The sequence below is a fragment of the Psychrobacter fjordensis genome, from assembly GCF_904845995.1.
Lineage (GTDB): Bacteria > Pseudomonadota > Gammaproteobacteria > Pseudomonadales > Moraxellaceae > Psychrobacter > Psychrobacter fjordensis.
Window position 1 is genome coordinate 215,975 of sequence record NZ_CAJGYP010000001.1, and the last position, 25,339, is coordinate 241,313.

Genomic DNA, 25,339 nt, shown 5'->3' on the forward strand with positions numbered 1-25,339 from the left:
AACGATACAAAATAAAAGATGCGCCAAGCTTATCATAAAGCTGGCGCATCTTGGTTTTCTAACCGTAACAGTAGATAAGCCACATGCAGCGACTTATCTCACCTCTCTCAAGACTACCAGATACGTGCCAAACTTGACCATTCAATCATATTGCTCGGCAAGATACCGAAGAAGATAATCATTGCTGTCACCGCAATAATCATGATACCGCCCGTACGCATCGCCCATTGTCCAGAAACATCAAACTCAATAAACTGTTTAGGACGTTTGAACAGCGTAAGCATCACGCGCAAATAATAGAATAGACCAATCGAGCTGCCTAAAATAATCATTGCTGCTAAGAACCAGTTGGTTCCTTGTACCGCAGCCAATATCGCAAATAGCTTAGTAATAAAGCCAGCCGTCAACGGAATACCCGCCAGTGACAACATCATGATAGTCATGACAGCAGTCAGCACTGGACGACGCCAGAACAGCCCTTGATAATGAGTTAACTCATCAGCTTCGCCAGATAGACGATAAGGACTCGACATAAGAGTCACTACGCCAAAGGCACCGATCGAGGTCAACGCATAAACAGCCATATACATACTAGAGATGCTATCCGCTGCCGTACCAATACTGACAATCACGATCATCACATAACCCATATGGGAAATAGAAGAATAACCCAGTAGGCGTTTCAGACTGGTCTGACGTACGGCCAACAAGTTACCGACCAAGATCGACAAGGTTGCCATTACCATCAATAGCATTTGCACAGATGGCAGTGCTAGCAAAGCAGTATCAATTAAGAATCGCACCGCAAGCGCCATCATCGCAACTTTTGATACAGATGCCAAGAAGGTCGCGATAGGTGCTGGTGCGCCCTCGTACACATCTGGCGTCCACATATGAAAAGGGGCAGCAGACAATTTAAACGCAATACCAAACATCATCATCGCCGCACCCAATATCAACAGTGGCGATTCAAAAAGATTACTCAACTCTATACTAATAGGCTTGAAGGCCAGTGATCCTACTTCTGCATAAATAAACGCCATACCCATCAACAAAGTGGCCGAGGCCGTTGCAGATAGCACTAGGTACTTTAGACCAGACTCTAGCGAGTCTTTGCGCATATAGGTGTATGACAGCATACCGTACAGTGGTATAGACAGCATCTCTAAGCTCATAAAGAATGACGCTAAATGCTGAGCACTGACCATCAGCAAAGCACCAATCGTCGATAACAACATGAGCAAATACAGCTCTTCTTTATTATCCTTAAGGTTTGCTAAATACGCATAAGACAACGTACAACAAGCCAATGCACAGATAAAAATGATTACCATATTAAACTGAGCAAAGTTATCAATCACAAATAACTGTTCAGCACTTGGTATCATGGTTCCACTATTTGCGATGCCAGTCATTTGACCAAGCAAAGTAAATAAACCAATATTTAAACCAACGACGGTAACTGTACCCGTCACCATATGTGAGCGTTTAACTGCGATGGCAATCATGACCACCAGTACCGTAATCACTACGGTAATGATTGGCGCATAAGGCAACAATCCCATCAAATCATTCATCGTAATATCATTCATGACTTAACGTGCCTCCATTGCATCAAGCAGGTGCGACGCATCTACTTGTGTTACTTGACTATAGGTATATGCATTGTTGATCCACTGCATCGCGTGACTCGATGTATCAAGGAAAGGCTGTGGATATAGACCCAACCAAACCAGTCCAGCAGCTAGCATAAGTAACAATGACAACTCACGCTTGCCCAAATCTTTGAGTTTGCGCGGTGGTAAACCATGTGACTTAGTTTCTTGTATTGCGACCGCTTCGATGTTGTTTTTACCAAATAACGCGCGATGAATCAGAATAAGCGAGTAAAGACCTGCTAACACCAAACTGAACGTCGCAAAGACTACAAACACAGGATACTGAGCAAATGAGCCAAATAAAATCATGAACTCGCCAATGAAGTTACCTGTACCTGGGATACCCAGTAACGCTGCGCAGAAGAACATCAATATCGGCGCGTAATAGCGGAACTGCCCCCACATGCCACCCATCAAGGTCAAATCACGTGTGTGCAAGCGCTCATATAGCTGACCAGCCATAATGAACAATGCCGCTGAACTCAAACCGTGTGCCAGCATCTGAATCATCAAACCTTGTAAGCTGAGTAATGTACCAGCATAGATTGCCAATACCACAAAACCCATATGCGAGATACTGGTATACGCCAGCAAACGCTTCATATCGGTCTGCATAAAGGCTAGCCATGCACCATAGAAGATACCAATCGTACCTAAAGTAATGGCAATCGGTGCAAACTCCTGTGACGCTACTGGGAACAATGGCAACACAAAACGAATCAAGCCATATGCCGCAGTTTTAATCAGTACACCAGCCAAATCCACTGAGCCTGCCGTTGGTGCTTGTGCATGCGCATCTGGCAACCAGCCATGGAAAGGGATAATTGGCAACTTCACTGCAAAGCCGATAAAGAAACACAGCATGATTGGGTATTCCCAACCACCCAGTGACGTACCGAGCAAGTCATTATAATTAAAGCTTACGACACCTTTTTGAGCATAGCTAATAATGACCAACATCAAGATACCAATGAGCATAATCAGCCCAGAAGCTTGGGTATAAATAAAGAACTTGGTTGCTGCATACTCTTTGGTTTTGCCAACCACATCATGACCCCAAATCGCGATCAAGAAGTAGATAGGAACCAGCATCATCTCCCAAAAGAAGAAGAATAAGAACAAATCAATGGCTAAGAAAACACCAATGACGCCGCCTAAGCTCCATAACAAGTTCAGATGGAAGAAACCAACTCGGCGTTGAATCTCATTCCACGAACAGGCAACCGCTGCAATACCGAGCAGTCCTGTCAAGGCCACCATCATCAGTGACAAACCATCTAACGCTAAATGAAAGCTAATACCAAAGCTCGGTATCCATGGCACACTGAATTCAGCGACCCAAGGCACGTTTGCACTTGGGGCAATCACTTGCTTACTCATTCCGCTAAAGTCACCGTAATGCCACAATACTAGTGACAATACAAAGGTCAGCGTCATGCCGATTAAGGCAATCCAGCGCGGTAGACGTTTATTAAACCGTTCGACCAACCAACATAGCAATCCTGCAATAAAAGGAATTGCGATTAATGCTGGTAGCATCCACGTTTGTTGTAACTCAATCATCTTATACCACCGTCATCATTACCAGCACCAGCAATACAGCCATACCCAAGCCAAAGCTTGCAGCATAACCTCGAAGTGACCCTGTTTGCGTCGCAGACAACACCTTATTACCTGCTGAAGCCAGCTTAGGTAGGATGAGCCACGTTTTATCAATAGGGTCGGCTTTAAGTAAGCGGCCGATGAACAAAAAGGGTTTTACAAAAATTACATCGTATAGCGCATCGAAGCCTAGGCCATGATAGCACCAGTGATATAGCGCCCCACCAATACGTGAGCGCTTAAAACTGGTAAGCATTCTACCTTTATCTACGACATATAATAATGCTGCCAATATCAAGCCCGCGCCCATTGCACCCATCGCGATATACTCTGCAGTATGCTTAGCATGCGCTTGACCCGCGACTTCTAGTAGATGACCGACACTCTCTGGTAAGACACCATCTAATGGCGGTGTAATCCATGCACCAACGGCTGTAGATAATACTAGCAATACCGTCAAAGGCAACCAATACGACACACCTGATAATTTGTGTGCAGGCGTTTTTTCTTCACCAAAGAAGATAATCCAAATCATACGGAATGTATAAATCGCGGTTAAGAAAGCGCCGAACACACCCATATAGAACAATACTAGATGACCTGTGGCATAAGTCTCCCAAAGAATCGCTTCTTTAGAATAAAAGCCAACGGTGACCCAAGGTATGGCTGCAAGTGCACCACCACCGACGACATAGCACCAAAATACCAATGGTATCTTTTTGCGTAGACCGCCCATCTTGAAGATGTCTTGCTCATGGTGTACGGCAAGGATGACCGCACCTGATGATAAGAACAGCAATGCCTTAAAGAACGCATGCGTCATCAGATGGAAGATAGCGCCTTGCCATGCACCCACACCGAGTGCTAGGAACATATAGCCGATCTGACTCATGGTCGAATAAGCAAGAATACGTTTAATGTCTGTCTGTGCTAGTGCACAGAAACCTGCAACGATAAGCGTCAATGCACCCACGCCACCGACCCAATACAATAAGATACCAGGCGTTAGCTCAAACAATGGATGTAGACGGGCGATTAAATAAACGCCTGCTGTTACCATCGTCGCGGCGTGAATCAATGCCGATACTGGTGTTGGACCTGCCATCGCATCAGCAAGCCACGTATGTAGTGGTAGCTGGGCTGATTTACCCATCGCGCCGCCAACCAACATCATCGTAGTAAGCATCATCGTTGGATTGTTGATATCGAATACTTCTGGCGCGCGCGTAATAATCTCTTGGATATTAAGCGTGCCGAATTCTCGAAATAATAAAAACAAACCAAACGCCAGGAATACGTCACCTACACGCGTGACGGTAAAGGCTTTCATCGCCGCAATACCATTGGCTCGGTCATGGTAATAAAAACCAATCAACAGGTAAGAACAGATACCGACGCCTTCCCAACCGAGATATAGCAAGAACAAGTTATCTGCCAATACCAGCAATAGCATACTAGCGACGAACAAATTCATATAACTAAAGAAACGGGCAAATCCAGTGTCGCCTTTCATGTACCAAGCGGCAAACAGATGGATTAAAAAGCCAATACCTGTAATGACGCCCGTCATCGTTAGAGCCAAGCCGTCAAAACTAAGACCAAAGCTTGGCGCAAAATCACCGACTTGGAACCATGTCCAAAGTGGAATCTCGACCACCGTACCCGCTGGGTTACTGGTTAAAAAAGTATAGCTAACGAATAGCGTACATAGTGCTGATAACAGCATGCTACCCACACCGACAATCGCTGCCGCCTGCTCTGTTAGCTTGTCACGCATAAAGGCTAAAATCAAAAAGCCAACGAGCGGGAATATAAAGGTTAATGGTAATAAACTCATGACATCATCCTTTCATCTCATTGGCGCTATCGACATCTAAATGCCCACGCTGATGATAAAACCGCAATAATATTGCCAAACCAATGGCGGCCTCTGCTGCTGCTAACGTCAAAATAAAGATAAACATAATTTGTCCATCTGGATCGACCCAACGGCTACCTGCCACCACAAATGCTAGTGCTGCCGCGTTCATCATGATCTCAAGGCTCATAAGCATAAAGAGAAAATTGCGACGTACCATGACACCGCATAGACCGATAGCAAATAAGATACCTGCCAAAATCAATCCATGGCTCATGGGTATCAGACCCAATACCTGTTGCACCTCAACAGCTGGCTGTACTAAGCCTGCTACTTCATGGGCAAACGGCACATTCGCGACCTCTTGTGCCACGCTCGCTGCTAGTACCATTAGTCTGACTCCTTGCGCGTGACTTTCTTCGTACTCATCTGCGTGCCTACATTCATACTTACGTAGTCATGCGGATCTACTTCTTTATATTCGTAGGGCTCAGCTGTTTTCACGGCATCGTTATCTGTGTGTGTGCTGTCTGGATGAATGTCATCGTATTGCTTAACACGACTGTTCGGGCGGGCTGTTTGGCTATCATGACTGATAACCTCATCATCTACAGACTCTTTGCCCAGATGATAAGCGGCGACCAGAGCAGCCAATAGTAGCAATGCAGCCACTTCTATAAGCATCACATATTTAGTAAATAATACCGTGCCGACTTCTTTCGCCGAAATTGACGTCACACCAATCATTGCTGCTTCGTCATGATTGAGACCAATCATCGCATATAGCACAACCGCGATAATAATCGTCAATCCTGTCGGTATCGCCCAAGTGCCCGCATCAAGCCAGCGTTCTTCACGCTCATCATTGCTCATGCCCAAGTTCAGCATCATAATGACAAAGACAAACAGCACCATGATAGCGCCAGCGTAAACAACGATTTCTAGTGCCCCTGCAAATGGCGCACCGAGCACAAAGAATATGCCAGCAATCGCTAACAATGACACAATCATCGACAAAATAGCATGCACCGGATTGGCTTGGGTCACCACGCGCAAACTGGCAAATACTGCCACTGCTGCGAGTGAATAAAACCCTGCCAACTCAGGATGGTTCAAAATATTCATCATGGCAGCAAACTCCTTAGATCAATAGGTGCAGCTTCATTTTGCGCCGCCCCTTTTGGTTTGTCCGCTACCGCCATACCCGTCACACGATAATAGTTATAATCGGGATATTTACCTGGTCCTGAAATAAGCAAATGCTCTTTTTCATAAACCAAATCTTGGCGCTTATATTCACCCAACTCAAAGTCAGGTGTCATTTGAATGGCTGTCGTTGGACATGCCTCTTCACACAATCCGCAAAAAATACATCGCGAAAAGTTAATTCTAAAAAACTCTGGATACCAGCGGCCGTCTTCACGTTCAGCTTTCTGTAATGAGATACAGCCAACGGGACATGCCACAGCACATAAGTTACAAGCAACACAGCGCTCATCACCATCAGGGTCACGCGTCAGCACAATGCGCCCACGAAAACGCGGCGGTACTGGTACGGGCTCTTCAGGATAAAGAATAGTGTCGCGTGGCCTGAGCGCATGACTATTGACCATCCACATACTGCGAACAATGGTAAATATACCAATGACGGTCTTTTTTATGGTAGTAAACATGGGATTATTATCCTTATCAGCTTTACCCTAGTTCATCAATGATGGCTAGTAATGATTATAACGTTGGGGAAAAGATCAAAATGACTGCAGCAGTAACCAACAGATTAATCAGTGTTACTGGCAGACAGACTTTCCAACCAAAATTCATTACCTGATCATAGCGCGGACGCATAAGTGAGCCACGAGCCAAAACAAACATCGTCATAAAAAACAGTGTTTTAATCATGAACCAAAAAGCTGGTGGAATAAATGGAATATCTAAATTAAAAGGTGCAAGCCAACCGCCAAAAAACAAGCAAGTCATCAAGGCAGAAATCAAGACAACGTTGACATATTCGCCAATAAAGAACATACCGAACTTCATGCCAGAATATTCAACATGATACCCTTCAGCCAATTCTTGCTCTGCTTCTGGTTGATCAAATGGATGTCTATGCGTAACAGCCACACCAGCCACTACAAAAGTCAAAAAGCCAAAAAACTGCGGAATGATATACCAACCGTCTGCTTGTGCTTCAACAATGGCACGTAAATTAAAGGAGCCTGTCAGTGCAACCACACCCATCAAAGATAAGCCCAAAAAGACTTCATAACTGATGGTTTGTGCCGCTGAACGTAGGCCGCCCAATAACGAGAACTTGTTGGCAGAAGCCCAACCACCGAACATCACTGCGTAGACAGCAATACCTGCCATAGCAAAGAAGAACAGAATACCAATATCCCAATCAGCAACGCCAAGCGTTGGCGAGATAGGAATGATGGCAAATGAGGCCAATGCGGTAAACATCGCGACCGCAGGTGCCAAGGTAAACATAAACTTATCGGTAAAGTTCGGCGTCCAATCTTCTTTAAAGAAGATTTTAAGCATATCAGCAACCAGCTGTAGTGAACCAAATGGACCCACACGGTTTGGACCATAACGATCTTGCCATAAGGCCAACATACGGCGCTCATAGATAATCATCATCGCCGCAACCAATACCACGACTAAGAAGATAACCAGTGACTGCCCAACCAGAAATAAGATAGACCAAGCATCAAAGCTCAGGCTACCAGTCAAAAAGCTTGGCACATCAGGGATAATACGGGTAACTTGCATATTACACCTCCTGTGTGGTGATCGGCGCTGCATTTACGTGCGCAGCATCATTATTTATCAAAGTACTATCGTTAGCCATACTGCCCATCATCGTCACTGGTGCATCTACTTTACGTACCGACGCTGGCATCGATGGGTGAATGATACTCACCTGCCCAACTGGGTAACCGATACAACCTTCTGCTAAATAACCGACAATCTGTACTGGCAAGGTAATTTGTTGCTTATCAATCTCAATCGCCAAGTAATCACCAGCAGCAATATTCCAGTCCTTAGCATCATCCATACCGATACGCCATGCGGCAACAGGTAGTTGCTCAGCGACGATTGGACTACGTGATGCCATCATTGAGCTGGCGTAGATATTGTAGATAGGCACTAGTTTCGCTTGGCCTTGCTGCATATCAGTCGTCGTCGCAGACATCGCTTCTGGCGCAACATATTGGCGTGTTTCTAAACGTGATAGCTGATCGAACAAACGCACACCTGGATCGCCATTTTTCAAATGACCACCGACCTTGTCTTGGTATTTGTTCCATGCTTGCGGTGAGTTCCAGCCTGCCACATTGGCAAAAGGAATCATCGAGCTTGGTGTTTCTTTACCACTATAGCCTTCCATTGAGAAGGTTAAACCGGTATCTAAATCTTTTGGCTGCATCGGCTCATGCACTGATATCGGGGCACGCATGGCGGTACGACCTGAATAACGACGCGGTTGACGAGCAATTTTCAGACCGGTCATACGGTAAGCAGCATCAGGTGCAGCGCCTTTAATTCCAGCAAGCTTAGGATGCGTGGCAATCAATGCATTGATGACGTCATCTAGCTGCGTCCAATCGACATCACGACCCTCGATGCTGCTATGCACTGCATGCAACCAGCGCCAGCCTTCTTTGATACTACTCATCGGATGGTAATATTCGTTGTCATAGACTTGGAAGAAACGCTGTGCACGGCCTTCAGCAGATATCAATGTGCCGTCTGCTTCTGCAAAACTAGCCGCTGGCAATACGATATCGACATCTTTATGCCAATCAAGTAGCTGATGATCCAATGCAATGACGGTTTTATCAGATAATAACTGCGTCAATTTATTGGCATCGATGGCATCAGTCAGCTGATTTTCAGCAACGATGACCACATCGAAATCAGTCGCTAACAGCTCTTCTACTGATTGTCCGCCGAGCATGCAAACACCCATACTGTTAGCATCGGTAACCGTTAGGTAGATACCTGCTTGTGCCTGATATTTGTTGTTCACTTCTTTCAATTCGAGCGGTTCGGCAGGAGCGCGTTCTACATTATCTTGCGCATCTGTATTCACGCCCGTTTCAGGTTTGTTCGGCTTGGCAGATAAATCTTGGTCTTCTTCAGGCTGATCATTAGCAGACTGCGATTGTGCTTTTACTTTGGCGTTATGCGCTTCAACTTGCTGTTGCTCGGTCGCTTTGATTGCCGCGCGTTTTTGCGTCAATGCTTGAGTAATCTGCGCCGCTGCTTCTATCAATGCGGTAGACGACAAACTACTACCCGAGATAACCAGTGGCTTATCGGCTTGAATCAAGTCATAAGCGATTTGCTGAGCCAGCGCTTGCATGCCATCAGTCTCAGTACTGGCATCAGCATTTTGTTCAGCCGCTTGTGGATCCGTTATGTCTGCTAAATCATCAGCGAAACTAGCAATCTCATCAGCGACTTTAAAGCCAAGCTTAGTGATATCTTCAGGCGTCGCCACCACGCTCACTTTACTGATGTCTTCTAGCTTAGTTTGCGTTACATCGATGACATAGACTGGGCTTAACGCATCTTGAGCGATACGTTTAACTGGTTCTGCAAGCCAAGGTTGCGTTTGCAACGCCGCTGCCATTTTCAGGCCTTCATTTTTTGCCGCTTGACGTACTGACAGCGCGACACGTGATGAAGTTTGCGTGATATCTTCACCCAATACTAATACCGCATCATGGCTTTCGATATCAGTCATACTAGGGTTATAAATGCCATCAGTACTTAATACTTCGATGCATTTATTGACCAGTGCTTGCTGCTGATGGTTCAAACCTGTTGAAAAGTTATCAAAGCCAACGAGGTTTTTTAGCGCAAAGTTGGTTTCTAGACTGGCGCGCGGTGAGCCAATACCGATGACTTTTTTATCTTTGATACGCTTGATGGTTTCATCGAGTGCGTAGTCAATATTGATTTTGACATGCTTGTCATTGATACGTTCAAGTGCTTGGGTTGGACGGTCATCACGATTGACATAGCCGTAACCAAAACGACCACGATCACATAAGAAATAGCGGTTTACTTCACCATTATAGCGGTTTTCGATACGTCGCAATTCACCATAACGCTCACCTGGTGAGATATTACAGCCAGCCGAGCAGCCATGACAGATGCTTGGCGCATACTGCATGTCCCATTTACGGTTATAACGTTCAGAATGTGTTTTGTCAGTAAATACACCCGTTGGGCAGACTTCCGTTAAGTTGCCTGAGAATTCACTTTCAAACTGACCATCTTTATCACGACCAAAATACACACGGTTGTTTGAGCCATACACACCCAAGTCTTCACCGCCTGCGTAGTCTTTATAAAAACGTACACAGCGATAGCAAGCGATACAGCGATTCATCTCATGTGCTATGAATGGGCCAAGCTCTTGATTGTGATGCGTGCGTTTGGTAAAGCGGTAGCGGCGACGGCTATGACCTGACATATAAGTCATATCTTGCAAATGGCAATGTCCGCCCTCTTCACAGGTTGGACAATCATGCGGATGGTTGGTCATAAGTAACTCAACCATCGACTTGCGAAATGCTTTGGCTTCGTCATCAGTGACCGAGATGTACATGTCATCGCCAGGAGCGACCATACATGACATCACGAGACGACCGCGACCTGCTTCCATATCTTCTTTGTTTTGAAATTGCTTGACCGCGCACTGACGGCACGAGCCTACTGAGCCAAGGGCTGGATGATAACAAAAATACGGCACATCAATGCCGAGGGATAGACAAGCTTGTAGCAAGTTATCCGCGCTATCTACTTCGACAGTGGTTCCATCAATATGTATGACTGCCATGCCGCTCTCCTTATTTCACTACTGGCTGTTGATTGGCTGCAGCATCAATGATATCTACACCAACCGCCTGAGTGATTTTTTGATCAAACTCTGGACGGAAATATTTAATCGCACTCATTAGTGGCTCCATCGCACCTGGGGCATGCGCACAGAATGTTTTACCAATCCATAAGTCACGCGTGAGGCCCTCTAGTTTTTCTACATCGCCCACTTGCCCTTCACCATCATTGATAGCGGTAAGCAGTTTCACGCCCCAAGGTAGACCATCACGGCATGGTGTACACCAACCGCATGATTCACGCTGGAAGAAAATTTCGAGATTGCGAACGAGTGGCACCATATCTTGTGCTTCATCCACCACCATAATTAGCCCAGTACCCATACGGCTACCTGCTTTTTGAATGGTGTCAAAATCCACCACCACATCTAAATGCTCAGTGGTTAAAAAGTCAGTAGAAGCACCGCCCGGTAGCCAAGCTTTGAGGGTTTTGCCTGCTTGCATACCGCCCGCTAAATCTTCAATGATTTCGCGTGCCGTATAACCAAACGGTAACTCCCACAGACCTGGGTCATTGACTAAACCTGAGCAGCCAAACAGTTTCGTACCTGGTGTCTGGCTCTTGCCTTTGATAGTAGATAACGACTGATACCATTCGACGCCATGATTTAAGATGGCTGGCATGTTGCATAAAGTCTCAACGTTGTTGACAACCGTTGGACGACCCCATGCACCAGAGATTTGCGGGAAAGGCGGTTTGGTACGTGGGTTAGCACGGCGGCCTTCTAGACAGTTGATCAGTGCCGTTTCTTCACCGCAGATATAACGTCCAGCACCCGTATGCACGTGCAAGTTAAAGCTAAAGTCTGAGCCTAAAATATCCTGACCCATTAGATTATTGGCCAAGCATTCTTCGATAGCAGCGACCAAACGTTCAGCGGCCAAGATGTACTCACCGCGGATAAAGATATAACCATCCGTTGCGCCAATCGCATGCGCGGTAATCAACATACCTTCAATCAGCTGAAACGGTAGACGCTCCATCAATAGACGATCTTTAAAGGTACCCGGCTCCATCTCATCGGCATTACAGATGAGATAACGCGGTAAACCATCTGGTGGTGACATGAATGTCCATTTCAAACCAGCATTAAAACCTGCACCACCGCGGCCTCTGACGTTGGCAGCTTTGATCATATTCCCGACTTCTTTAGGAGATTGACTCAAGGCTTGCTTTAAACCAGTAAAGCCTTTTAGAGATTCGTAGGTGGCCAAATCAAGCACTGCGTCATGATGTGCTAGACGCCATGTTAACGGTTTGGTTTCGCTAGTCGCTGTTGCTTTATCACCATAAATTGGAATGCGCTGCTCATTAAGCTGGCTTGGCGCTTTGCCTTGGCTACGTTGAGCAATCTGCTCTGAAAGCGTTAATCTCATGCGTATAGCTCCAATAATTGCGTGACTTCTTCAGGCTGGACTGGACCATACGTGTCTTCGTCAATCAACACAGCAGGACCCTTATCACAGTTACCTAAGCAGCAAATTGGCAATAGCGTAAAACGACCATCGGCCGTCGTCTGACCATATTCAATACCCAGCTGCGATCTGATTTCAGCTGATAACGCCTCATAACCTGTCAAGAAACAAGCCACTGAATCACAAATAAGGATGACGTGGCGACCGACAGGCTGACGATAAATACGGTTAAAGAAAGTAGCGACCCCATCCATATCTGACATTGGAATATCTAGAATATTGGCAATGGCATTCACTTGTGCATCGTCGACCCAGCCGTTGCGCTTTTGCACAATTTTTAGGGCATCTAACGAGGCAGCACGCGCCTGTGGATAATGGTGCATAAACTCATGAATAGCCGCAATTTCCTCGCTAGTGAGGATGCTTGCCACATCTACTTTTGGCATTTTGTCGGAAACAATTTTCATAGTCTTCTATCTGTCCTCACTCATCACGCTTTATCAGCTAATAGTGACAGTCTTATGAGTGTCGCTACATGGCAAGATATCAGCGTTTTGGTGTGCCATTTGGCAATGATATATTGATAAACGTATTTCTTTAATAACGATAATTTTCTGATCACAGCATCAACGATCAAAGTATTAGCGATCACAATCGGCCATTACGATATCAATCGATGCCAAATACATAATGGCATCTGAGACGAGCGAACCATTAATCACCGATGGCATCTGCTGCAAATGCGCAAATGTCGGCGTACGGATACGGGTACGATAGCTCATCGTCGCCTTATCTGAAGTGATGTAATAGCTGTTCAAACCTTTGGTCGCTTCTACAATCGTCGTACACTCACCCGCTGGCATCACAGGACCCCAAGATACTGAGATAAAGTGATTAATCAAAGTTTCAATATCGTTTAAGGTACGGTCTTTCGGCGGTGGTACTGCTAAAGGATGGTCCGCTTTGTAAGGGCCTTGTGGCATATTGTCCATGCACTGGCGGATGATACGCAATGACTGACGCATCTCTTCGACTTTTACCATACAACGATCATAAGCATCACCGTTGTAGCCAACTGGCACTTCAAAGTCGTAATTTTCATAGCCCATGTATGGACGTGCTTTACGCAAATCGAAGTCAACGCCTGTCGCGCGCAGACCTGCACCCGTCACGCCCCAAGCCAATGCTTGCTTAGCATTATACTGAGCAACCCCTTGAGTACGACCTTTAAGCACGCTGTTTTGTAATGCTGCTTTGACATATTCGTCCAAGCGTTTTGGCATCCAATCTAAGAACTCACGAACCAGACGTTGCCAACCACGTGGCAAATCAGCAGCCGTACCGCCGATACGGAACCAAGCAGGATGCATGCGATAGCCAGTCACGGCTTCGATAACGTCATAGGCTTTTTGGCGATCGGTAAACATATAGAACACAGGGGTCATACCGCCCGCATCCTGAATGAACGTACCGACGAATAGTAAGTTATTGGTAATACGAAAAAACTCGCTCATCATCACGCGGATGGTTTCAGCGCGTGGAGGAATGGTGATTCCAGCCAGCTTTTCGACCGACATGATGTACGGCAGCTCATTCATCACACCGCCGAGATAATCGATACGGTCGGTATAAGGAATGAATGAGTGCCACGTTTGACGCTCAGCCATCTTCTCTGCGCCGCGATGGTGATAGCCGATGTCAGGAATACAATCGACGACTTCTTCACCGTCAAGCTGTAGCACCAAACGGAATGCACCGTGAGCAGAGGGATGGTTAGGACCGATGTTCAAGAACATAAAGTCTTCATCACGACCTGAACGCTTCATGCCCCACTCTTCTGGGACAAAACGCAGGTTCTCTTGCTCGTATTGTTGCTTGGCGGTATTCAAGAAATACGGGGTAAACTCAGTCGCACGCGCATGATACTCTTTACGCAGTGGATGACCTTCCCAATATTTTGGCAATAAGATACGGGTTAAATGCGGATGACCTGTAAAGACAATACCGAACATGTCCCATACTTCACGCTCATACCAGTTGGCGTTTGGCCAAATATTGGTGGCGCTCGGTACATTGACGTCGTCTTCGCTCAGCGCGACCTTAATACGTACGTCACTATTACGCTCAAGCGACATTAGGTGATAAAACACCGTAAAGTCACTGTCAGGCAACCCTGCACGATGCTGGCGTAAACGCTCATCTATCGCCGACAAGTCAAATAGCATGACATATGGCTGTGGCAATTTACGCAGGAATAAGAGAACATCGAGCAAATCCGCACGCGCAACCCAAACCGTTGGAATCTCATCAACAGTGTGCTGCACGACAAACTTACCGGCATACTTCTGCTCCAGCTCTTTGATAACCGCTGGGACAGGCTTAATCTTAGGATCTATGTTTTCGACTACCGTGACCATGAATGATGTATTCCTTCATTAATCATAACTGATTCATCATAACTACACTGTGATGAGCGTATAAAACGTTGAGGTTGTTACTGTGAATCTAAATGCTATCTAGAATCTAAATACTGTCTGGGCTACGCAAGTTTTTGACAGCGATACGATCTGCCTGCTTACGGTCACGTTCAGGTGTCATCTGTGGCTTATAAACACCCTGCTCATTGACATGGATACCCAGCGGACGACGCTCTTTGGTGATAGATTCTTGCAATAACATTAAACCTTGAATCAAAGCTTCTGGACGCGGTGGACAACCCGGCACATAGACATCGACTGGAATGATTTTATCTACGCCTTGTACGACAGAGTAGATATCATACATACCACCAGAGTTGGCACAGGCACCCATTGAGATGACCCATTTTGGCTCAAGCATTTGCTCATAAAGACGTTGAATAACAGGTGCCATTTTGACAAAACAAGTACCGGCGACGATCATGACATCTGCTTGACGAGGCGAGGCACGAATAACCTCAGCACCAAAGCGTGATAAATCATGAACGGCTGTCAGGGTGGTGGCGTATTCTACATAGCAGCAAGAAGTACCAAAGTTAAATGGCCATAGTGAGTGCTTGCGCCCCCAGTTTGCTGTCGAATGGACGAGGTCTTCGAGACGACCCATAAAGACGTTTTTATTCACTTCGTCTTCGATAGGGTCATTGACCGTTTGACTGGTCTGTGCAGGATAGGTATCTGCATCAGGGTTGGCTTTTGTTAATGTGTATTTCATAACATACAACCTTTATATTAGACGTCGCGTGGCAATCGTCTTGCCCTCGCTAGCGCCTTAACTTCTATTATTAACAAGTGATCATTAATCCAAACATACTCGCGTCGTCGTAATCTTACTACTAGCCTTTATAGACTATCGAAAACTAAGACCGCCCAAGACAATTAACGCTTACCGTTATCTTGTCGAGCAGACGTCGCAAAATCTACAGAAGTAACATTACCTGTAGTATTAATATGATCGATATTTTCTAAATGATGACGATTGACTTCAATATTGTTCGAGACGTTGATTTGTCCTGAGGACTGTGCGGGTACTTTGCCTGTCGGATCGACCATCAGCTCGTGAGCACCATCGAATTTGGTGATGTCTGCTAGGTTGAAACCAGCAGGTGCGGCATATAGACGTACTTTTTTGCGCAGTTTATCAGCAGGTGCCCAGTTCATCGCGCCCAGACTTAGCTCATAGATCAAACCGATGATTAAGATGGTGATAAATATAGCAGCAGCGGCAAAACCTAACCAGCCAGCCTCACGTACTGAAACGGCGTAAGCATACAAATACAGCGCTTCTAGATCAAAGATGACGAAGAAGATTGCCACCAAATAGAATTTGGCAGACAAACGAATACGGGCGTTGCCAGATCCGACAACACCCGCTTCAAATACTTCTTCTTTTTGTGAGCCATGAGAGCGACCGCCAAGCAAACGCGGCACGACCAGCATGAAGACAACTAGCCCAATGGCGGCTAAGATAAAAGCGATTGCTGACCAATTAAAAGCAGACATGATAATACGTGCTCCTCACCCAATCGAGTGTTTAGCACAGCGCAAGTACCGACCTATCAAGGTCGTCTAGCCACAGGCATCACACAAACGAAAACACAAAGCGACTGTCATTCAGTCGCTTTATTTAAGCAACTGTTATTAAGTCACATTTTAGGTATTTTGCTAGTAACAACCAATTATCAAGTGTATTGACGACGATGTCAGACATAACCAACGGCAGGGATTCCGATATACGCACGGAAAGATGGCTGGTCGTCTAACGCATCTTCTAAAAACGTAAGATCAACTTATTAAATCAATATCATATTCGATAGTTTACTTAATTGATTTAATAGCTCATTACACGTAGTCAATAATGACGAGACAACTGGCATAAATTATGTACGTACTATACGCATTTCGGTGTCCAAAAGCTAGTTTTTAACTGTATTGAACGGTCATTTTATATGTAATAAAACATGTTTTTTTTATCAAAAATTATGATAGGGGTTTTACCTTATATTAACATCAAATCCATCTTATCAATTATCATAGACCGTAATTGTAAATATGATCAAAAATCCAGCCTTTAAACCCCTGCTCTTCACCCAACTCATTCCCCAAAGTTCATGTTTTTGCTTTATAATAACCCACTTAATTTTATTGCCTTTATTGTGTGTTTTTTGATTAAAACATCATCATGACACTCATGTTAATAAGGCAATCGGCGTATATTTAATAATGCCGCCATCAGTGCCACTCTCTTTTTTTGCTTTTGTCTTACAGGTTACGTTATGAGTCAACTCAATCCCAAACAACAAGAAGCCATGCTCTACGTATCTGGTCCGTTACTTGTACTCGCAGGTGCAGGCTCTGGTAAGACGTCCGTAATTACCCGAAAGATTGCCTACCTGATCGAAGAATGCGACATGCCTGCTGAGCGCATCACGGCGGTGACTTTCACCAATAAAGCTGCCCGTGAAATGAAAGCCCGTGTCAGTAAACTGCTGCCAAGTGAAAAAATGCGTGGTCTAACCGTATCGACCTTTCACCAATTCGGTCTACAGTTTTTGCGCTACGAGCTGATTCATACCCCGCTAAAGGGTAACTTCTCTATCATGGACAGCGACGACAGCAAGCGACTGCTGATGGAGCTGATGATGCGTGACAACCTAAGTGGCGCTGAAAGTCGCGAGTTGGTTGGTAAAGCAATCAAAATGATTTCCGACTGGAAAAATGATCTGATTGATCCTGACAAGGCGATGGAAACGTTAGACGATCCAGAAGATATGATTTTTGCAACGTTGTATGCATTATACGAGCGTAATCTACGTGCTTATAATGCCGTCGATTTTGATGACTTGATTGTACTACCAACCAAGATATTGCGTGAAAATAGAGAGCTACGGGATAAATGGCAAAACCGCATTCGTTATCTCTTGGTCGATGAGTATCAAGATACCAATACGGCGCAGTATGAAATGATTAAATACTTGGTCGGCCCGCAAGGTCGCTTTACCGTAGTTGGTGATGATGATCAATCTATCTATGCGTGGCGCGGGGCAAAGCCTGAAAACATGGCACTGCTAAAGGAAGACTTTCCTAAGCTAAAAATTGTCATGCTGGAACAAAATTACCGCTCGACCACTCGTATTTTGACCTCAGCCAACGCAGTCATTATGAATAATGAGCATTTATTTGAAAAGAAACTGTGGTCAGATAAAGGTCAAGGCGAAAAAATTCGTATTATCAACTGCCGTAATGATGATGATGAGTCCGAACGCGTGGCAAAAGAAATCGTCACTCATAAATTGCGCTTTGGTAATGAGTGGGAGCAATATGCTGTCCTTTATCGCAGTAACTTTCAGGCACGTATGCTAGAGGCACAATTGCGCCAGCTGCAAGTTCCTTATAAGTTATCGGGCGGTCAATCATTCTTTGCGCGTAGTGAAATCAAAGATATCATGGGGTATCTGCGCCTGATTTTGAACCCTGAAGATGACAGCGCGTTTTTGCGTATTATCAATACGCCTAAACGCGGTATGGGACCAGCAACGCTCGAAAAATTGGGTCTGTTTGCACAAGAGCACAGCATATCGCTGTTGGCCTCTTGTACACATGCTGGCTTAACTCATGTGTTACCGTCTAAATCTTATGGCACCATAAAAGAGTTTGGTGAATTTATCGAGCACTATACTCGTGAGTTAGACCAACACCCCGACCCTGTACCCATCGTGCGTCAAATGATCGATGAGACGGGCTATATCGACTTTGTGCGCAGTGATGCCAAAACGCCGCAACAAGAAAAAAATCGTATTGATAATATCGATATGCTCTATACCAGCATTCAATCGCTGATCAATCGGGCCGAAGAAGACGAGGATCGGACGATTGATACCATCATTCGTAAGCTGGTATTGCTTGATATGCTCGAGCAGCAGCAAGAAGAAGAGAATACCAACAAGGTCAACTTAATGACTTTGCATGCGGCAAAAGGCTTGGAGTTTGATTTCGTTTATATCATGGGACTTGAGGAAGAGATGCTACCGCACCGTAACTCTATCCTCAGCGAAACCGTAGAAGAAGAACGACGATTAATGTACGTAGGTATCACTCGCGCTCGTCGTGAGCTAACATTGACGCTAGCTACACAGCGCCGTGCAGGCGGTCAGATGCGGGTTACTTCAGAGTCACGATTTTTAGATGAGTTACCAGAAGATCACATCGACTGGCCAGCCAAAGCGAAAAAGAAAAAAGCCACCAAAGATCCAGAAGCAGTTGCTGATGAGTATTTGGCAAATATTAGAGCATTATTAGGCAATCGCTAGCCTTAATGAAAATGCCTACATAAGAATGCTTGAGAACACACGCCTGAGACTGGGCGAAAAATGATTGTTTTAGTTGTTATTTATATTTTTTGAAAACCTTGGAAATTTTATGCCTACCCCTATGCCGAATCAAGAACGACCATCTACGCTACAGGGAGATTATAATCCAGCTGAATATAATGCTGAATATAAGCTGCTGTATCTGCAGGGGCTGGTGGCTGATAAGGCATATGAAGCCATTACCGAGTTTTTAACAAAGCAGTCAGAATATGAGATTGCCAACTTACTAGAGTCTTTTCCGACTCAAAACCGTCTATTAATTTGGGCGCAGGTTCCAGAGAGTATTAAAGGTGAAGTACTCGCTGAGCTAGATGTCGATACTCGCCAGCCGTTGATGGAAAACATCTCTTCAAAAGAGATTTCTTTATTTACCCAAGACCTCGATGCACAAGACATCTCTGAGATTTTGGATACTGTGACCGAGAGCGTACGTACCTCCGTCATGGCAACGCTAGACGAAGAGACCCGTGTTCAAGTCAACAAACTCGATACTTATGAGGATTGGGAAGTTGGTAGCTATATGGATCCTGATATTATTCAGGTGCGAGAAGACATTACGCTAGAAAAAGTGCAACACTGGCTACGAGAGAATGATGATCTGCTTGATGATGAAAGTCAGGAGCTGTTGGTCGTTGATCAAAGCCAGCAACTACTCGGTCTACTAAGTTTGGTTGATTTGATTAAACACCATCAAACCACTTTAGTATCCGAATTGATTGACACCGCCATTACGATCAATGATCGCTTAGATATCCAAGATGCCGCTGCGATTTTTCGTTCAGAAGACATTCGCTTTGCCCCTGTAATCAATAGCCATGGCGAGCTGGTCGGTCAGTTAAATGGAGAGGACATCATGGAGATTATCCAAGATGATGTCGACAGCACCATGAAAAACTTGGCGGGTGTTAGTCAAGATGAAGAGCTGTTTGCTCCTATTCTAACCAGCGCCAAAAGCCGTAGTGTTTGGCTAGGTATTAACTTGTGTACGGCCCTATTGGCCGCAGCGGTGATTGGACAGTTTGAAGAAGTATTGGCACAAGTCGTGGCGCTGGCGATACTCATGCCAGTGGTTGCAAGTATGGGCGGTATCGCTGGATCACAGACCCTTACCGTTGTCATTCGCGGTATGGCTATGGGTCAAATCGGTGGTTCTAACCGCGTGTGGCTATTAAACAAAGAGCTGTGGGTCGGCGCGATAAACGGCATTATATGGGCGATAATCATGGCGTTTATTGCCCAGCTGTGGTTTCATGATATTAAGATTAGTGCGGTCATAGGCTTTGCCATTGCGATTAATATGACGGCCGCAAATGTTTCAGGTATTAGTATACCGCTGATGCTCAAACGCATGAATATCGACCCTGCGTTGTCTGCTTCCGTTATTTTGACCACTGTAACCGATATCGTCGGTTTTATGTCATTTTTAGGCTTAGCCAGCGTATTAATACTACAATCAATTGCTGAATTGCCCAATCAAAATATAGAATTATTATTTATATAAAAACTCTGAATACATTTTGTTCAAAGCCCTAGTTCAAAAACATCATTTAAAAACCATCAAATCGTTAAGTGAGTTCGTTATGCAAGCTGTACAAGTTAAAGTTATCAACCCTAAAATCATCGAAGACGCAGCATTTTCTCTTCCGACTCGTGCCACCGATGGTAGTGCGGGTATCGACTTGCGTGCTTGCATCGATGAGCCATTAACCATTAAAGCAGGTGCAACACACTTAATCGGCACAGGTCTCGCCGTTTATATCCAAGATCCTAATTATGCAGGTATGATTTTACCGCGTTCAGGTCTCGGTCATAAGCACGGTATCGTTTTAGGTAATTTGGTCGGGCTAATCGATGCGGATTATCAAGGTGAGCTGATGGTTAGTATTTGGAATCGCAGTAACGACGACTTTGTGCTTAATCCAGCAGAGCGTATGGCACAATATATCGTTGTACCTGTTGTCCGCCCTGAGTTTTCAGTGGTAGCAGAGTTCAGTGATGAAAGCGAACGCGGTGCCGGTGGGTTTGGACATTCAGGTCGCCAGTAATCAATCGGTAACCATGACTGATTGACCGTTTTAACTATTGTTACTCATCACGATAATAACAATTACGATGAGAACAATCACGATATTAACAATAATAGCCACAACCATCATAACCATCATAACCACGATTATAAGGAGCGTAAGCGATGCCAACTTTTGCTGAGCAGCAATCCTTATTTCGTGCTTATGATATTCGTGGTTCACGCCAGTGTTTTACGACCGATTTTATACAAGCACTGGGCCATGCTTTTGCTAACCTCTATAATTGTCTACTTTGTCTATCAGAAGATAACGATTCACAAAACAGCCTGCTAACGCAATCGTTAACTTCTTTAGAAACCATTATTGTTATTGGTTATGATGTGCGTAATGGTAGTAATGCTATTGCACAGAAACTCGCTGATATATTGGCTCAACGTGGTTTGCAAGTGGTGCAACTAGGTCTCGTTACGACGCCAATGATGGTCTTTTGGGCAGAGCAATATCAGGGGCATGGCATCATTGTGACGGCCAGTCATTCTGCTAAAGAGATTTTAGGCATCAAATGGTTGGTAAACCACCAATCCCCTAGTAGCTCAGAGATTCAATTGCTTTATCATCAGTTGACTAAAAGCAATTCAAAAAATAATAGCGTCATTCAAGCGAATACTCTCAAGCAAAATACTCAGGATACAGGCTTATCTACTGAGGACATAGCAACGGCTTATATTGAAGCAATCGCTCAAGTTTTTCAGCAGATTGATCAATCCAGTAAGCCACATTCAAATAGACAAAATGCAAGTAGACAACATCCAAAAGAGAGTCAACAGCCCTTATCTAAACTTGATTTTCGAGTCGTTATTGACTGTATGCATGGCGCGACCAGCGCTATTGCGCAGCGTTTATTTGGTCGTTTCTGCCAAGATGTCATCATGATGAATGACATAGCAGATGGCAACTTTCCTTCTGGCAATCCTGATCCTACTGAACCGCACCGTCTCACGCAATTACAGCACAACGTAATTCATCATCAAGCAGATATAGGGATTGCTTTTGACGGTGATGGTGATCGATTAATGATCGTCGATACCAATGGCAAAGTCGTCTCGCCTGACCATCTATTATATTTATTAGCGCAAGTGGCTATCGCGGAACGCCCTGACACTTTATACGATGCAGACTCAATATATGATGCAGAGTCAATAAGCTCACAACGCTCGCCTCAAGTCCTTTTTGATATTAAATGCTCACATCATTTACCAAAGCTGTTATCTGATCTTGATGCAACACCCGTAATGAGTAGAACGGGTAGCAGTTTTATGCGCCAACAGATACAGAGCTCTGATTATCAAATTGTCTTTGCCGGAGAATTATCAGGGCACTTTATCTTTAATGATAGCCGCTTTATTGTTTATGATGATGCCATGTACGCAGCATTACGGCTGTTGCACTGGTTGGCTACTGATGAGCTCGTCGATAGCAAACGAGCACTGACGGACATTACGGAAAGTCTACCGGCAATGGTAAGTACAGCTGATCATTATTTGCCAATGCCAACAACTTTTGGGACAGAGTACTCACTCGTAGAACAGCTGGCCAGATTCTGTCGTTATTTACGCCAACTTTTGGAAGCGACAGCAGCAGATTCTGTCCATCATTTAATAAATACTGACCTGCTATTAGATTGTCATTGCTCAGTGGTAGAGCCTCACTTAACACTCAAGCAAGCCAGAGATCTAATGCCAGTAGGGACAACGCTGAGCTGTATCGATGGCGTTCGTTTGGATTTTCCACATGGCTTTGGGGTGCTGCGCCAATCAAACACCAGTCACCATCTGACGGCACGTTTTGCTGGTGATAGCATCGATGACCTAGCAGATATTCAGGCAAAATTTGCCGCATTATGTCACCCATTCGATGAAGAACTGGCAGCCAAAATTGTCGCTATTCCTGCCGAATAATTGTATTAAACACATTGTGACCTTATCAATAATATTGACGATATTGATCTAGTCGATTCAATTTAAAAGTAGTACAAGGCAACCGAGTGCAGATGTATATGTGATACCTCAAGCGAGGTTAACGCTGTAATGCTTTTATAGTGGAATGACTATAGTGGCGATAGATTTGTATCGCAAAAATAACCAACCCGCTCAAAACCGTACTTTAGGAGTTTGTAATGACGCTTAACTTAGATGATGCCAAAAACACCGCTGAAGTATTGACCACGGCACTGCCTTATATCCAGCGCTTTGTCGATAAGATCATCGTCGTCAAATACGGCGGCAATGCGATGACTGATCCTGCGCTAGAAAGCTCATTTGCCCGCGATATCGTCTTGTTAAAAACCGTTGGCATGCATCCTGTCGTCGTACATGGCGGTGGCCCGCAAGTGGATAACTTGTTAAAAGAGCTTGGTCGTCAGTCTGACCGTATCGATGGTATGCGTGTCACTGATAAAAGCACCATGGATATCGTCGAGATGGTGTTAGGCGGCGGCGTCAATAAGTCGATTGTTAGCTTAATCAATAAGCATGGTGGACGCGCGATTGGTTTAACGGGTAAAGATGCCAACTTAATCCTAGCCAAAAAGTTAAAGATGGAAAAAATCGGCGAAGATGGCATCGCTGTTCCTATAGATCTAGGGTTTGTCGGTGATGTGGTCAGTGTCAATAAAGACGTGATTAACATGCTCATTGCGTCTGACTTTATCCCTGTCATCGCCCCACTCGGCGTCGATAGCGAAGGCAACACCTATAATATCAATGCTGATCTAGTCGCAGGTAAAGTCGCAGAGTTTTTGCAAGCAGAAAAGTTAATGCTGCTGACCAACATCAAAGGCGTATTGGGTCGTGATGGCGAAGTTGTGACTGGACTGACACCAAAGAAAGTCGACAGCTTAATCGAAGATGGCACCATCTCAGGTGGCATGATTCCTAAAATTCAGTGTGCGCTTGATGCCGTACGTAGCGGCGTAAAAAGCGCTGTTATCGTTGATGGCCGTGTGCCTCATGCTACTTTGCTTGAGATTTTCACCAATGAAGGTGTTGGTACATTAATCAGTCGTGAATTAGATTCATAATTGCGCTAACAACTTATAGTTATGAGCACAAAAAAGCCCGAGCTTGGTATCCAAGCTCGGGCTTTTTTATGGTCTATCAATGTCTATTTAAACGAAAGAAGTTTAATAAGCACAGAACTCGACAGAACTATGGCTACTATTGCCATAAACCTTCATATAATGATTACCTTTAGTCTCAGTAATGTAAGACGTTTCATTGTCATAGCGGTCACCATCCAAACGACCACTTGGCCCTGAGACATAAGCCATATTGATGCGGTCATCACCGACGTTGCGAATCACTAGATTCTGGTCTGACGCAAGCCATAGACGAAACACTTTTCCGTTTTTAATATTACCTGTAAAGCTACCGCAATAGCTATCTTTTGCGAAGGTAACCTTAGTAGAGGTTTCCGCCGCTTGCACACTTGTGACCATTAAAGGTGCCACTGCAAGGGTGGCCATTAATAATAATTTATTCATGATTTTATCCTTGAACATTATAAACGAGCAAACTTAATTCCATTAATGAAATCATAGTTTATAACGTGTCAAAGTGACAGCTTTTTTATGAAAAAGTTGTATCGAATACAGCCTCATCAAAACCGCAAAGCAATATTGGCTGACCTTGGTTTTTCTCGTTGATCTGACCTTCTACAATCGGACGCTTAATCATGCTGGTATTCTCTACTAGCAGGTCAATCGCGTTATCTATATTGGCATCAGCTGATTGCTTTTGCTCGTCAGTCAGCTTACGCCATGTGGTGCCACGCTTGTTGAGCACTTTATCAATACCTAGCCCATCTACCCAGCGCTGTACCGTTTCTTTGTCGATGCCTTGTTTTTTATAATCATGAAAATCATAGCTGACATCTAACTTATCAAGCTTAGTAAACGCTTTTTTCATCGTGCTGCATGATTTGATGCCGTAAATGGTGATGGTCATTATTGTTCCTTTAAA

20 protein-coding genes are annotated in these 25,339 nt (G+C 44.8%); 5 read left to right on the top strand and 15 right to left on the bottom strand.

Features of this window, described 5'->3' with window-relative positions:
• Positions 1–113: 113 nt before the first annotated feature.
• From JMW61_RS00860 to ndhC, 13 genes are all read right to left on the bottom strand, one after another.
• Complete coding sequence (locus tag JMW61_RS00860; RefSeq protein ID WP_201548605.1) at positions 114–1,592, bottom strand: NADH-quinone oxidoreductase subunit N; 1,479 nt, start codon at positions 1,590–1,592, stop codon at positions 114–116.
• Between the two features lie 3 nt (positions 1,593–1,595).
• Positions 1,596–3,221 (bottom strand): NADH-quinone oxidoreductase subunit M, encoded by a 1,626-nt coding sequence (gene nuoM, locus JMW61_RS00865; protein WP_110922268.1) that lies wholly within the window; start codon positions 3,219–3,221, stop codon positions 1,596–1,598.
• 1 nt (position 3,222) lies between these two features.
• Positions 3,223–5,097, bottom strand: a complete 1,875-nt coding sequence (nuoL, locus tag JMW61_RS00870) for an NADH-quinone oxidoreductase subunit L (RefSeq protein ID WP_201548607.1) — start codon at positions 5,095–5,097, stop codon at positions 3,223–3,225.
• Positions 5,098–5,101: 4 nt separating this feature from the next.
• Positions 5,102–5,410, bottom strand: a complete 309-nt coding sequence (gene nuoK / locus JMW61_RS00875; RefSeq protein WP_041753378.1) for an NADH-quinone oxidoreductase subunit NuoK — start codon at positions 5,408–5,410, stop codon at positions 5,102–5,104.
• Between the two features lie 98 nt (positions 5,411–5,508).
• The gene (nuoJ, locus tag JMW61_RS00880; protein ID WP_201548616.1) at positions 5,509–6,246 is read right to left on the bottom strand and encodes an NADH-quinone oxidoreductase subunit J; all 738 of its coding nucleotides are present in this window, start codon (positions 6,244–6,246) and stop codon (positions 5,509–5,511) included.
• Positions 6,243–6,791, bottom strand: a complete 549-nt coding sequence (gene nuoI, locus JMW61_RS00885) for an NADH-quinone oxidoreductase subunit NuoI (RefSeq protein ID WP_110922265.1) — start codon at positions 6,789–6,791, stop codon at positions 6,243–6,245. Before nuoI ends, nuoJ begins: the two co-directional genes overlap by 4 nt.
• Positions 6,792–6,846: 55 nt before the next feature.
• Complete coding sequence (gene nuoH, locus JMW61_RS00890; protein ID WP_197133077.1) at positions 6,847–7,890, bottom strand: NADH-quinone oxidoreductase subunit NuoH; 1,044 nt, start codon at positions 7,888–7,890, stop codon at positions 6,847–6,849.
• Between the two features lies 1 nt (position 7,891).
• On the bottom strand, positions 7,892–10,972 hold the full coding sequence (nuoG, locus tag JMW61_RS00895; protein ID WP_201548624.1) for an NADH-quinone oxidoreductase subunit NuoG: 3,081 nt from the start codon (positions 10,970–10,972) through the stop codon (positions 7,892–7,894).
• A 10-nt stretch (positions 10,973–10,982) separates the two neighbouring features.
• A complete protein-coding gene (gene nuoF, locus JMW61_RS00900) occupies positions 10,983–12,407 on the bottom strand; it encodes an NADH-quinone oxidoreductase subunit NuoF (RefSeq protein ID WP_227687330.1) in 1,425 nt (474 codons plus the stop codon).
• Positions 12,404–12,913, bottom strand: coding sequence for an NADH-quinone oxidoreductase subunit NuoE (nuoE, locus tag JMW61_RS00905; RefSeq protein WP_045444735.1), 510 nt, complete (start codon positions 12,911–12,913; stop codon positions 12,404–12,406). Before nuoE ends, nuoF begins: the two co-directional genes overlap by 4 nt.
• A gap of 174 nt (positions 12,914–13,087) precedes the next feature.
• A complete protein-coding gene (nuoC, locus tag JMW61_RS00910) occupies positions 13,088–14,863 on the bottom strand; it encodes an NADH-quinone oxidoreductase subunit C/D (RefSeq protein WP_194196868.1) in 1,776 nt (591 codons plus the stop codon).
• Between the two features lie 106 nt (positions 14,864–14,969).
• Positions 14,970–15,638 carry a NuoB/complex I 20 kDa subunit family protein gene (locus JMW61_RS00915; protein WP_110922259.1) on the bottom strand — a complete coding sequence of 223 codons (669 nt, stop codon included), beginning with the start codon at positions 15,636–15,638 and terminating at the stop codon, positions 14,970–14,972.
• Positions 15,639–15,802: 164 nt separating this feature from the next.
• Entirely contained in the window at positions 15,803–16,426 is a 624-nt protein-coding gene (ndhC, locus tag JMW61_RS00920) for an NADH-quinone oxidoreductase subunit A (RefSeq protein ID WP_110922258.1), read from the bottom strand.
• A 773-nt stretch (positions 16,427–17,199) separates the two neighbouring features.
• Between ndhC and JMW61_RS00925 the strand changes: the two genes are divergently transcribed.
• The 5 genes from JMW61_RS00925 (at position 17,200) to argB (ending at position 24,399) form a co-directional block, all read left to right on the top strand.
• Complete coding sequence (locus JMW61_RS00925) at positions 17,200–19,233, top strand: UvrD-helicase domain-containing protein (protein WP_197218286.1); 2,034 nt, start codon at positions 17,200–17,202, stop codon at positions 19,231–19,233.
• Positions 19,234–19,342: 109 nt separating this feature from the next.
• Positions 19,343–20,794 (top strand): magnesium transporter, encoded by a 1,452-nt coding sequence (gene mgtE, locus JMW61_RS00930; protein ID WP_201548633.1) that lies wholly within the window; start codon positions 19,343–19,345, stop codon positions 20,792–20,794.
• Between the two features lie 79 nt (positions 20,795–20,873).
• Positions 20,874–21,338, top strand: a complete 465-nt coding sequence (gene dut / locus JMW61_RS00935; protein WP_201548635.1) for a dUTP diphosphatase — start codon at positions 20,874–20,876, stop codon at positions 21,336–21,338.
• A 146-nt stretch (positions 21,339–21,484) separates the two neighbouring features.
• Entirely contained in the window at positions 21,485–23,278 is a 1,794-nt protein-coding gene (locus tag JMW61_RS00940) for a phosphohexomutase domain-containing protein (protein WP_201548644.1), read from the top strand.
• A gap of 218 nt (positions 23,279–23,496) precedes the next feature.
• Positions 23,497–24,399: an acetylglutamate kinase gene (gene argB, locus JMW61_RS00945; RefSeq protein ID WP_197218278.1), complete on the top strand. Its 903-nt coding sequence runs from the start codon at positions 23,497–23,499 to the stop codon at positions 24,397–24,399.
• Positions 24,400–24,501: 102 nt separating this feature from the next.
• Here the strand turns inward: argB and JMW61_RS00950 are convergent, their stop codons facing one another.
• Together JMW61_RS00950 and JMW61_RS00955 are read right to left on the bottom strand one after the other, a co-directional pair.
• A complete protein-coding gene (locus JMW61_RS00950) occupies positions 24,502–24,861 on the bottom strand; it encodes a hypothetical protein (protein WP_201548646.1) in 360 nt (119 codons plus the stop codon).
• A gap of 85 nt (positions 24,862–24,946) precedes the next feature.
• A complete protein-coding gene (locus JMW61_RS00955) occupies positions 24,947–25,324 on the bottom strand; it encodes an arsenate reductase (protein WP_201548647.1) in 378 nt (125 codons plus the stop codon).
• Positions 25,325–25,339 lie beyond the last annotated feature (15 nt).